The organism is Pseudomonas sp. NPDC096917 (genome assembly GCF_044762555.1).
Lineage (GTDB): Bacteria > Pseudomonadota > Gammaproteobacteria > Pseudomonadales > Pseudomonadaceae > Aquipseudomonas.
This window is the reverse complement of the sequence record NZ_JBIWEO010000005.1, coordinates 360-12,796: the sequence shown is the minus strand read 5'-3', so window position 1 is coordinate 12,796 and position 12,437 is coordinate 360. Positions and strand designations below refer to the sequence as shown.

9 protein-coding genes are annotated in these 12,437 nt (G+C 57.1%); 8 read left to right on the top strand and 1 reads right to left on the bottom strand.

What is annotated here, in order from left to right:
* Window positions 1–24: 24 nt before the first annotated feature.
* Complete coding sequence (locus ACIQYF_RS07345; RefSeq protein ID WP_402858807.1) at window positions 25–1,356, bottom strand: TRZ/ATZ family hydrolase; 1,332 nt, start codon at window positions 1,354–1,356, stop codon at window positions 25–27.
* Window positions 1,357–1,464: 108 nt separating this feature from the next.
* On the opposite strand from ACIQYF_RS07345, the gene mtnA reads away from it, so the two are divergent.
* From mtnA to ACIQYF_RS07305, 8 genes are all read left to right on the top strand, one after another.
* A complete protein-coding gene (gene mtnA / locus ACIQYF_RS07340) occupies window positions 1,465–2,541 on the top strand; it encodes an S-methyl-5-thioribose-1-phosphate isomerase (RefSeq protein WP_402858804.1) in 1,077 nt (358 codons plus the stop codon).
* 373 nt (window positions 2,542–2,914) lie between these two features.
* Complete coding sequence (gene gyrA / locus ACIQYF_RS07335) at window positions 2,915–5,578, top strand: DNA gyrase subunit A (RefSeq protein WP_402858801.1); 2,664 nt, start codon at window positions 2,915–2,917, stop codon at window positions 5,576–5,578.
* Between the two features lie 138 nt (window positions 5,579–5,716).
* Window positions 5,717–6,802, top strand: a complete 1,086-nt coding sequence (gene serC / locus ACIQYF_RS07330) for a 3-phosphoserine/phosphohydroxythreonine transaminase (RefSeq protein WP_402858798.1) — start codon at window positions 5,717–5,719, stop codon at window positions 6,800–6,802.
* Window positions 6,802–7,896 carry a prephenate dehydratase gene (gene pheA / locus ACIQYF_RS07325; RefSeq protein ID WP_016780245.1) on the top strand — a complete coding sequence of 365 codons (1,095 nt, stop codon included), beginning with the start codon at window positions 6,802–6,804 and terminating at the stop codon, window positions 7,894–7,896. The genes serC and pheA overlap by 1 nt, the downstream gene beginning before the upstream one ends.
* A 10-nt stretch (window positions 7,897–7,906) precedes the next feature.
* Entirely contained in the window at window positions 7,907–9,019 is a 1,113-nt protein-coding gene (gene hisC / locus ACIQYF_RS07320) for a histidinol-phosphate transaminase (RefSeq protein WP_402858793.1), read from the top strand.
* 28 nt (window positions 9,020–9,047) lie between these two features.
* Window positions 9,048–11,255, top strand: coding sequence for a bifunctional prephenate dehydrogenase/3-phosphoshikimate 1-carboxyvinyltransferase (locus ACIQYF_RS07315; protein ID WP_402859382.1), 2,208 nt, complete (start codon window positions 9,048–9,050; stop codon window positions 11,253–11,255).
* Complete coding sequence (gene cmk, locus ACIQYF_RS07310) at window positions 11,252–11,941, top strand: (d)CMP kinase (RefSeq protein ID WP_402858790.1); 690 nt, start codon at window positions 11,252–11,254, stop codon at window positions 11,939–11,941. The genes ACIQYF_RS07315 and cmk overlap by 4 nt, the downstream gene beginning before the upstream one ends.
* 123 nt (window positions 11,942–12,064) lie before the next feature.
* Window positions 12,065–12,437, top strand: a 373-nt coding sequence (locus ACIQYF_RS07305; protein ID WP_401093736.1) for a S1 RNA-binding domain-containing protein, incomplete at its 3' end; no start/stop codon positions are given.

Genomic DNA, 12,437 nt, shown 5'->3' with positions numbered 1-12,437 from the left:
GGGCCTGAACCCTGAGACTTGGAATCAATGAGTATGGCTGTTTATACGCTCGCCCCAGGCTTTGGCTGTCGCGCACAGGTGCTGCTCATCCATCCGGGTCAATTGGCCATTATCGAGCAGTTGCTTGCCTGCGACCCACAGGTGCTTCACGCAATCGCGGCCGGTGGCGTAGATCAGCTGTGAGATGGGGTCATAGACGGGCTGTTGGGCCAGTCCGCTCAGATCAAAGGCCACTAGGTCGGCGGCTTTGCCGACCTCGATTGAGCCCACTTCACTTTCAAGGCCCAGGGCGCGTGCGCCGTTGAGTGTTGCCATGCGCAGTGCGCGATGTGCATCCAGTGCTGTGGCCGAACCTGCAACCGCTTTGGCCAGTAACGCTGCGGTGCGGGTTTCGCCGAGCAAGTCGAGGTCATTATTGCTGGCTGCTCCGTCGGTGCCAACCGCGACATTGACACCTGCCTGCCATAAACGCTCAACCGGGCAGAAGCCGCTGGCCAGTTTCAGGTTGGATTCGGGGCAATGAATCACGCTGGAGTTGCTTTCCACCAGCATGCTCAGGTCGTCATCACTGATCTGGGTCATGTGAACGGCCTGGAAGCGCGGGCCTAACAGGCCCAGGCGTGCGAGGCGGGCAACGGGGCGTTCGCCATGCTGTTCGACGGCCTGCTGCACTTCGAAAGCGGTTTCGTGCACGTGCATCTGGATCGCCGCATCCAGCTCGTCGGCAATCACCCGGACTTTCTCCAGGTTTTCGTCGCCTACGGTATAAGGCGCATGGGGGCCGAAGGCGATTTTGATGCGAGGGTGATATTTCAGATCGCCGAACAATTCGACTGCCTGGCGCAGGGATTCATCTGCTGAGCTGGCGCCGGGAATTGGAAAATCGAGAATTGGAATCGCGATCTGGGCGCGGATGCCGCTGGTGTGCGCACGTTCGCTGGCCACTTTCGGGAAGAAATACATGTCGCTGAAGCAGGTGATGCCGCCTTTGAGCTGCTCGGCAATGGCCAGGTCGGTGCCGTCACGAACAAATGCCTCATCGACCCATTTGGTTTCGGCCGGCCAGATGTGTTGTTCCAGCCAGGTCATCAGCGGCAGGTCGTCGGCCATACCGCGGAACAAGGTCATCGCAGCATGGCCGTGGGCATTGATCAGCCCCGGGCTGAGGAGCATGTCCGGCAGCTCGCGGGTTTCAAGGGTGGTGTGCTTCAAGGCCAGATGGCGCGGGCCAATGAACACGATGCGCCCGTCCCGGATACCAACGCCATGATCTTTGAGTACAACTGAGGCGGGTTCAACAGGCACCAGCCAGGTAGGTAGCAGCAGTAAGTCGAAGGTCAAGGTTTGGGTTGGCATCTAAAACGGCTTCCCGTGCATTATAAAAAGGAGGCGAAGTATACCCGAGCGTCTTCTGGGTGGGCTCGCTATAATCGGCGGCTTTGTATCAGGGTGATAGGGGAAGTCATGCGCGATCAGTTGTTGGCGGCAGAAAAGGTAAAGGCCATTGATTGGCGGGGTGAGGCCCTGTATCTGCTGGATCAGCGCAGCTTGCCCTTTGAAGAGAGCTGGCTGGCATTTACCGGGGTTGAAGGGGTTGCTCAGGCGATTCGCGATATGGTTGTGCGTGGTGCGCCGGCGATTGGCATTGCTGCGGCTTATGGGGTGGTGCTGGCGGCCCGTGAGCGCCAGGCAGCAGGCGGCGATTGGATCGCGGCGCTGGAGCAGGATTTTACCCTGTTGGCGAACTCGCGTCCGACCGCGGTCAACCTGTTTTGGGCGCTCAATCGCATGCGCGATCGTCTGGCGCGCAGCAAAGACAGTGCTGATCTCATGCAGGTGCTGGAAGGCGAAGCGATTGCCATCCATGAGAGTGATCGCGAGGCCAATCTGACGATGGCGCAATTGGGTGTAGATGTGATTCGTCGCCATCAGGGCAATGCTCAGACAGTGCTGACGCACTGCAATACCGGTGCGCTGGCGACCGGTGGATTTGGCACGGCGCTGGGGGTGATTCGAGGTGCCTGGATTGAAGGCATGATCGAGCATGTGTATGCCGATGAAACCCGGCCCTGGCTGCAAGGCTCGCGGCTGACCGCGTGGGAGTTGGCCAACGAAGGTATTCCAGTCACATTGAATGTTGACTCGGCGGCGGCTCACATCATGAAAACCAAGGGCGTGACCTGGGTGATCGTCGGCGCCGACCGAATTACCGCGAATGGCGATGTGGCGAACAAGATCGGCACTTATCAGTTGGCGGTCAACGCGATGCACCATGGCGTGCGCTTTATGGTAGTGGCGCCGAGCTCGACCATTGACATGGATCTGGCCAGTGGCGATGACATTCCGATTGAAGAGCGTGATGGCAGCGAGTTGCTGGAAGTCGGGGGCAAGCGTGTAGGTGCCGACGTTCAGGCGTTCAATCCGGTGTTTGATGTGACGCCTGCGGATTTGATCGACGTTATCGTGACCGAGAAGGGTATTGTTGAGCGGCCGGACGCAGCCAAAATGGCTCAGTTGATGTGTCGAAAGCGATTGCACTGAGGTTGTGATGCGCTGCAAGCAGGCTTCAAGTTGGAGGCCGGGCGGTGGGCGATGGAACCCTTCAGGCGCTTTGAACCTGGAGCTTGCGGTGTGCAATTTGGTGCTCTCGGCCCTCCTGAGCCCTCTCAGGCCCGTGGTCGAGCCAATTACTATGCTCCATGCGCATCTGGGGGATAGGTGCGTGGCGGCGATTGTGATAACATTCGGCGGTTTCCGGGGTGCCCTGCAAGGGTTGCCCTTACTGCGCAAATCCGTAGCATAACTCGTTGATTTGTCGTAAGTCGTTGCGTGGCACGTGGCCACTCGGCGGCGAGCTTCGTTCGTCCCGAATGGATGTGGCGAAGTTTCACCCGAAAAAGGAATCAGGCTTCTCATGGGCGAACTGGCCAAAGAAATCCTCCCGGTCAATATCGAAGACGAGCTGAAACAGTCCTACCTCGACTATGCAATGAGCGTAATTGTCGGGCGGGCACTGCCTGATGCACGCGATGGCTTGAAGCCCGTGCACCGGCGTGTGCTGTTTGCGATGAGCGAACTGAATAACGACTGGAACAAGCCGTACAAGAAATCTGCCCGTGTGGTCGGTGATGTAATCGGTAAGTATCACCCGCATGGTGATACCGCGGTTTACGACACCATCGTTCGAATGGCTCAGCCATTCTCCCTGCGCTACCTGCTGGTAGACGGTCAGGGTAACTTCGGTTCGGTCGACGGCGATAACGCTGCGGCCATGCGATACACCGAAGTGCGCATGACCAAGTTGGCCCACGAGCTGCTGGCCGACTTGCACAAGGAAACCGTGGATTGGGTGCCGAACTACGACGGCACGGAAATGATCCCGGCGGTCATGCCCACACGTATCCCCAACTTGTTGGTCAACGGCTCCAGCGGTATCGCTGTGGGCATGGCCACCAATATCCCGCCGCACAACCTTGGCGAAGTCATCGACGGCTGTCTGGCGTTGATCGACAACCCTGAGTTGAGCATCGATGAACTGATGCAGTTCATTCCGGGTCCGGACTTCCCGACAGCGGCGATCATCAACGGTCGTGCTGGCATCATCGAAGCCTATCGCACCGGTCGTGGCCGCATTTACATGCGTGCCCGCTCGATCATTGAAGACATCGACAAGGTCGGTGGTCGTCAGCAGATCGTGATCACCGAGTTGCCTTACCAGTTGAACAAGGCGCGTTTGATCGAAAAGATCGCCGAACTGGTTAAAGAGAAAAAGCTCGAAGGCATCACCGAGTTGCGTGACGAGTCTGACAAAGACGGTATGCGCGTGGTGATCGAACTGCGTCGTGGCGAAGTGCCGGAGGTTATTCTCAATAACCTTTATGCACAGACTCAGCTGCAAAGCGTGTTCGGTATCAACATTGTTGCCTTGATCGACGGTCGTCCACGCATTTTGAACCTCAAGGACCTGCTTGAAGCGTTCGTGCGTCACCGTCGCGAAGTTGTTACGCGCCGCACCGTTTTCGAACTGCGCAAAGCGCGTGAGCGTGGTCACATCCTTGAAGGTCAGGCGGTTGCGCTGTCCAACATCGACCCTGTGATCGCACTGATCAAGGCTTCGCCTACGCCGTCTGAAGCCAAGGAAGCGCTGATCAGCACACCTTGGGAGTCGACGGCGGTTGTGGCGATGGTTGAGCGGGCTGGCGCTGATTCGTGCCGTCCTGAAAACCTCGATCCGCAATATGGTCTGCGTGACGGCAAATACTTCCTGTCACCAGAACAGGCGCAAGCCATTCTTGAATTGCGCCTGCACCGTCTGACCGGTCTTGAGCACGAGAAGCTGCTGGCCGAATATCAAGAGATTCTGAATCAGATCGGCGAGCTGATCCGCATCCTCAATAGCGCTGTGCGCTTGATGGAGGTGATCCGTGAAGAGCTGGAAGTCATTCGTGCGGAATATGGTGATGTACGCCGTACCGAAATTCTGGATCATCGTCTCGACCTGACACTGGGCGACATGATTCCAGAAGAAGAGCGCGTGGTGACCATTTCCCATGGTGGTTATGCCAAGACCCAGCCATTGGCTGCGTACCAGGCTCAGCGTCGCGGCGGTAAAGGCAAGTCGGCCACTGGCATCAAGGATGAGGACTACATTGCTCACCTGCTGGTTGCCAATAGCCATACCACGCTGTTGCTGTTCTCCAGCAAAGGCAAGGTGTACTGGCTCAAGACCTATGAGATTCCAGAAGCTTCCCGCGCCGCGCGTGGTCGTCCTCTGGTCAATCTGTTGCCGTTGGACGATGGTGAATACATCACCACCATGTTGCCGGTAGAGGAATACACCGAGGGTCACTTCATCTTCATGGCAACCGCTAACGGCACCGTGAAGAAGACCCCGCTGGAATCGTTCAGCCGTCAACGCAGCGTTGGCTTGATCGCGCTGGAGCTGGACGAAGGCGACGTGCTGATCAGTGCGGCCATCACCGATGGCGAACGCGAAGTGATGCTGTTCTCCGACGGCGGCAAGGTCACCCGCTTCAAAGAGTCTGATGTGCGTGCGATGGGCCGTACGGCTCGTGGTGTGCGCGGCATGCGTCTGCCAGAAGGTCAGAAACTGATCTCGATGCTCATCCCTGAAGAAGGCAGCCAGATCCTCACCGCTTCGGCGCGTGGTTATGGCAAGCGTACAGCGATCAGCGAGTTCCCTGAGTATAAACGCGGTGGTCAGGGCGTCATTGCCATGGTCAGCAACGATCGTAACGGCCGTCTGGTCGGTGCAGTCCAGGTGCAGGATGGTGAAGAAATCATGCTGATTTCTGACCAGGGCACCTTGGTTCGTACGCGTGTTGACGAAGTGTCCAGCCTGGGTCGTAACACCCAGGGCGTCACCTTGATCAAGCTGGCCAGCGATGAAACCCTGGTTGGGCTTGAGCGGGTTCAGGAACCTTCGGAAGTCGAAGGCGAAGCGCTTGAAGGTGACATTGATGGCGCTGTCGAGTCTGAGGGCGATGTCATCCACGATGGCGTCGACGATGAGCAGCCGCTAGAGGCTGGCGCTGACGAAGAACAGCCGCAGGAATAAGCGGACACACAGGGGGCGGATGAAGATTCGCCCCCTTGTTGTATGTCCAGGATGAATGTAGGCGTTGCGTCGCCTCGCTGTGCTGCGCAACACCCACCGATTTATTGCATGACCCACCAAATCAGAGCGAGAGTGGATGTGAGCAAACGAGCCTATAACTTCTGCGCAGGTCCAGCTGCGCTTCCTGAAGCCGTCCTGTTGCGTGCCCAGTCCGAGTTGCTCGACTGGCATGGCAAGGGGCTCTCGGTTATGGAAATGAGCCATCGCAGCGATGAGTTCGTGTCCATTGCAACCAAGGCTGAGCAGGACCTGCGTGACCTGCTGTCTATCCCCTCGAACTACAAGGTTCTGTTTTTGCAGGGCGGCGCTAGCCAGCAGTTTGCCCAGATCCCGTTGAATCTGCTGCCTGAAAATGGCACGGCGGATTACATCGATACCGGCATTTGGTCGCAGAAGGCTATCGAAGAGGCTTCGCGTTTCGGCCATGTCAACGTTGCTGCCAGTGCCAAACATTACGATTACTTCGCCATTCCCGGTCAGAACGAGTGGAATCTGACGAAAGACGCGGCCTACGTTCATTACGCGCCCAATGAAACCATTGGCGGTCTGGAGTTCGACTGGATTCCTCAGACCGGTGATGTGCCGCTGGTTGCCGACATGTCTTCGGACATCTTGTCGCGTCCGGTCGATATTTCCCGCTTTGGTATGATCTACGCCGGTGCGCAGAAAAACATCGGTCCAAGCGGCATCGTGGTCAATATCGTCCGTGAAGACCTGCTGGGTCATGCGCGTTCGATCTGCCCGACCATGCTTGATTACAAAGTCGCGGCCGACAATGGCTCGATGTACAACACGCCGCCAACCTTGGCCTGGTATCTGTCAGGTCTGGTGTTTGAATGGCTCAAAGAGCAGGGCGGTGTTGAAGCCATCGGCAAGCTCAATGAAGTTAAAAAGCGTACGTTGTACGACTTCATTGACGCCAGTGGCTTGTACAGCAACCCGATCAATAAGACCGACCGCTCGTGGATGAACGTGCCATTCCGTCTGGCAGACGACCGTCTCGACAAACCGTTCCTGGTAGGCGCCGAGGCCCGTGGCTTGCTGAACCTCAAGGGGCATCGCTCGGTGGGTGGTATGCGCGCTTCGATCTATAACGCTGTGGACATCCATGCAGTCAATGCGCTGGTGGCTTACATGGCAGAGTTCGAGAAGGAACACGGCTAATGTCCGAACAAGAACTCAAGGCCTTGCGCCTGCGTATCGACAGTCTGGACGAGAAGGTTCTGGAGCTGATCAGTGAGCGCGCTCGCTGTGCCCAGGAAGTTGCTCGGGTCAAAATGGCCTCGCTGGCTGAAGGTGAGGTCCCTGTGTTTTACCGGCCTGAGCGTGAGGCTCAGGTGCTTAAGCGTGTGATGGAGCGTAACAAAGGGCCCTTGGGTAACGAAGAGATGGCGCGTTTGTTTCGTGAAATCATGTCTTCTTGCCTGGCGTTGGAGCAGCCACTGAAAGTGGCTTATCTGGGCCCTGAAGGCACTTTCACCCAGGCCGCGGCCATGAAGCACTTTGGCCATGCGGTTATCAGCAAGCCAATGGCTGCGATTGATGAAGTGTTCCGTGAAGTGGCGGCCGGTGCCGTCAACTTTGGTGTGGTGCCCGTGGAAAACTCCACTGAAGGCGCAGTCAATCACACCCTGGACAGCTTCCTTGAGCACGATATGGTGATTTGTGGCGAAGTTGAGCTGCGTATTCACCACCACTTGCTGGTTGGCGAAAATACCAAGACTGACAGCATTAGCCGCATTTACTCGCATGCCCAGTCGCTGGCGCAGTGCCGAAAGTGGCTGGACGCGCATTACCCGAATGTCGAGCGTATTGCGGTCTCAAGCAATGCCGAAGCCGCCAAGCGGGTCAAGGGAGAGTGGAATTCGGCCGCGATTGCGGGCGACATGGCGGCCGGTTTGTACGGCCTGACGCGACTGGCTGAAAAGATCGAAGATCGTCCGGACAACTCCACGCGCTTCTTGATGATTGGCAGCCAGGAAGTACCGCCGACCGGGGATGACAAGACCTCGATCATCGTGTCGATGAGCAACCGGCCAGGTGCGCTGCATGAGTTGTTGGTGCCGTTCCATGAGAACGGAATCGACCTCACGCGTATCGAGACGCGTCCGTCGCGTAGCGGTAAGTGGACCTATGTTTTTTTCATCGACTTTGCTGGCCATCACCGCGACCCATTGGTCAAAAGCGTGCTGGAGCAGATCAGTCAAGAAGCCGTAGCACTCAAGGTGCTGGGCTCCTACCCGAAAGCGGTTCTCTAAGGCGGTTTACATGAGCGGTGATTTCCTCGCCCTGGCACAGCCGGGCGTGCAACAACTTTCGCCATACGTCCCGGGCAAGCCCGTGGACGAGTTGGCGCGTGAGCTGGATATTGACCCGGCTACCATCGTCAAGCTGGCCAGCAACGAAAACCCCTTGGGTGCGAGTCCCAAGGCGCTGGCTGCCATTCGTGAAGAATTGGCCGAGCTGACGCGTTATCCGGACGGTAATGGTTTTGCGCTCAAAACCTTGCTGGCAGAACAGTGCGGCGTGAAACCTGATCAAGTGACGCTGGGCAATGGCTCAAACGATATTCTGGAGCTGGTAGCTCGTGCTTATTTGGCGCCCGGCCTGAATGCTGTGTTCAGTGAGCATGCGTTTGCCGTGTATCCGATTGTGACTCAAGCCGTCGGCGCGCAAGCGCGAGTAGTGCCCGCCAAAGACTGGGGGCATGACCTGCCTGCCATGCTTGAGGCGATAGATGACAACACGCGCGTTGTGTTTATTGCCAACCCGAATAACCCGACCGGTACCTGGTTTGGTGCGGATGCGCTGAACGAGTTTTTGCAGGACGTGCCTGAGCGAGTGTTGGTGGTTCTGGATGAGGCGTATATCGAATACGCTGAGGGCGGCGAGTTGCCCGATGGCCTGGAGTTCTTGTCGGCTTATCCGAATTTGCTGGTGTCGCGCACGTTCTCCAAGGCCTACGGGCTGGCTGCCTTGCGGGTTGGATACAGCCTGTCGACAGCAGTGGTGGCTGATGTGCTGAACCGCGTTCGCCAGCCTTTCAATGTCAACAGTCTGGCCCTTGCGGCTGCTTGTGCAGCCTTGCAGGATGCTGATTATCTGGCTGAGAGCCGTCGCTTGAACGAGGCGGGCATGCAGCAGTTGCAAAATGGCTTCCGTGAATTGGGGTTGGGCTGGATTCCCTCCAAGGGCAATTTTATTGCGCTGGATCTGGGACAGTTAGCAGCCCCTGTTTATCAGGGCTTATTGCGTGAAGGCGTGATTGTGCGCCCGGTGGCCAATTACGGCATGCCGAATCACTTGCGTATCACTATTGGTCTGCCAGCGGAAAATACCCGCTTGCTTGAGGCGTTGGCCAAGGTTCTTGCTCGTGGTTGATGTTATATCGCTCAAACCTGTAAAGCCCATTGTAGGGCGATTGGTTGTTGTCGGATTAGGCCTGATCGGCGGTTCCTTTGCCAAAGGCATGCGTGAAAGCGGTTTGTGCGCTGAAGTGGTTGGTGTTGATTTGAACCCGAAGTCGCGTGCCTTGGCCGTTGAGTTGGGGGTGGTGGATCGCTGCGAGGTGGATCTGGCGGCGGCCTGTGTGGGCGCTGATGTTATTCAGTTGGCGGTGCCGATTCTGGCCATGGAGAAAATGCTCGGCTTATTGGCGGGCATGGATCTGGGGCAGGCGGTGCTGACTGATGTGGGCAGTGCCAAAGGTAATGTGGTGCGTGCTGCTACGCAGGCGTTTGGCGGCATGCCGGCCCGTTTCGTGCCGGGGCATCCAATTGCCGGATCTGAACAAAGCGGTGTCGAGGCTTCAAATGCCAGCCTGTTCGAACGGCACAAGGTCATTCTGACGCCATTGGCTGAAACCGATCCTGCTGCTCTGGCGCTGGTCGATGCGCTGTGGCGCGCCCTGGGGGCCGACGTCGAGCACATGCAGGTCGAGCGTCATGACGAAGTGTTGGCTGCGACCAGTCATTTGCCGCATTTATTGGCTTTTGGTCTGGTGGACTCTCTTGCCAAGCGCAATGAGAATCTGGATATCTTTCGTTACGCTGCGGGAGGCTTTCGCGATTTCACAAGAATCGCCGGTAGCGACCCGGTAATGTGGCATGACATTTTTCTCGCGAACCGCGAGGCCGTCTTGCGCACACTCGATACATTTCGTAGCGATCTCGACGCCTTGCGCGACGCGGTCGATGCGGGGGATGGGCATCAATTGCTGGGCGTCTTTACTCGCGCCCGGGTTGCTCGCGAGCATTTCAGTAAAATTCTGGCCCGCCGGGCATATGTGGACCCTATGAACTCAAAAGATCTGATTTTCCTGGCTGAACCTGGTGGCACTGTGACAGGCCAGATCCGCGTACCAGGCGACAAATCCATTTCTCACCGTTCGATCATGCTGGGCTCTCTGGCTGAAGGCACGACTGAGGTAGAAGGGTTTCTTGAGGGTGAAGACGCTCTGGCAACGCTGCAAGCGTTCCGTGACATGGGCGTCGTCATCGAAGGCCCGCATCAAGGTCGCGTCACTATTCATGGTGTTGGCCTGCATGGCTTGAAATCGCCACCAGGGCCCATATATCTGGGTAACTCGGGCACATCAATGCGTCTGTTGTCAGGTCTTTTGGCCGCGCAGAACTTTGATACGACCCTGACGGGTGACGCCTCGCTGACCAAGCGCCCAATGAATCGCGTGGCTAATCCACTGCGTGAAATGGGTGCAGTGATTGAAACGGCTGCCGAAGGTCGTCCGCCTATGACCATTCGTGGTGGGCACGCACTTAAAGGTATGGACTACACTTTGCCAATGGCCAGCGCTCAAGTGAAGTCCTGCCTGCTGCTGGCGGGTTTGTACGCTCAAGGCAAGACCTCCGTGACCGAGCCTGCACCGACTCGCGATCATACCGAGCGAATGCTGCGTGGCTTTGGCTACCCAGTCAGTGTAGACGGCGCTACAGCGTCGGTTGAGTCGGGACACAAGCTCAAGGCGACCCATATTGAAGTGCCGGGCGATATTTCTTCGTCGGCGTTCTTCCTGGTGGCGGCGACTATTGCGGCGGGTTCGGACCTGGTGCTTGAGCATGTGGGTATTAATCCGACCCGTACGGGTGTGATCGATATTTTGCGTTTGATGGGGGCAGACATCACCCTTGAAAACCAGCGCGAAGTAGGCGGCGAGCCAGTTGCTGATCTGCGTGTGCGCGCAGCCAAGCTTAAAGGAATCGACATTCCGGAAGAACTGGTGCCACTGGCCATCGACGAATTCCCGGTACTGTTTGTAGCGGCTGCTGTTGCAGAAGGTCGTACGGTGCTGCGGGGCGCCGAAGAGTTGCGGGTCAAGGAGTCGGACCGTATTCAGGTCATGGCAGATGGTTTGCTGACGCTGGGTGTGAAGTGTGAGCCGACTCCTGACGGCATCATTATTGATGGCGGTTCAATCGGTGGTGGTGAGGTTCACGGTCATGGCGATCACCGTATTGCAATGGCTTTCAGCATTGCTTCGTTGCGTGCCACGGCGCCTATCCGGATTCACGATTGTGCCAACGTAGCGACTTCGTTTCCGAACTTCCTTGCACTGTGCAAGCAGGTGGGTATTCGCGTGGCAGAAGAGGTTCAGTCGTGATTCCTTTGGCGCCGGTGATCACCATCGATGGGCCGAGTGGTTCAGGCAAGGGGACTGTTGCAGGTCGTCTTGCCGAGCATTTGGGTTGGAAGTTGCTGGATTCTGGCGCCTTGTACCGTTTGTTGGCGTTTGCAGCTGTCAATCATGGTGTGGCGCTGGATAACGAAGGTCTGTTGAGCCAATTGGCGGCACATCTTGACGTGCAGTTCGTCGGGGCGACGGAAGGCAAGTCGGCGCGAATCGTGCTCGAGGGTGACGACGTAACGCTGGCTATCCGCAATGAAGATATTGCCGCCGGTGCATCGAAAGTCGCGGCCTTACCCGCGGTTCGTGAGGCTTTGCTGCAACGTCAGCGGGCTTTTCAGGAATTTCCGGGGCTTGTCGCCGACGGTCGTGACATGGGCACGGTGGTTTTTCCCGATGCGCCGCTCAAGGTATTTCTCACGGCTAGCGCCGAGGAGCGGGCCCGCCGCCGTTACTTGCAGTTGAAGGCCAAGGGGGATGATGTTAGTCTCCCGCGTCTGTTGGATGAGATACGTGCCCGTGATGAACGTGACACGCAGCGTGCAATAGCCCCGCTTAAGCCGGCGGCTGATGCAATACAGCTAGACTCTACGGAGTTGTCCATCGAGCAGGTGTTAGAACGCATCATGAGTGAAATCGCGCTTCGCGATATTGCTGGATGACCAAGAGCGCGTGCAGGAGACCAGAAATAGTCCTGCATGCCTTCTTTTATATGAACGTAACCCACATTGTCTGGAATGTGGCAGATGGGCGTATTCCTTCGCCCTTGATCAACAGGAATTAAAATGAGCGAAAGCTTTGCAGAACTCTTTGAAGAAAGCCTAAAAACCCTGAATCTTCAGGCTGGCTCGATCATCACCGCTATCATCGTTGATATCGATTACCAAGCTGGTTGGGTTACCGTTCACGCTGGTTTGAAGTCTGAAGGCCTCATCCCGCTGGAGCAGTTCCACAACGACGCTGGCGAGCTGAACATCAACATCGGTGATGAAGTTCACGTTGCGCTGGACGCGGTCGAAGACGGCTTTGGCGAAACCAAGCTGTCCCGTGAAAAAGCTAAGCGCGCTGAATGCTGGATCGTTCTGGAAGCAGCCTTCGCAGCTGAAGAAGTGGTCAAGGGCGTTATCAACGGTAAGGTTAAAGGCGGCTTCACTGTCG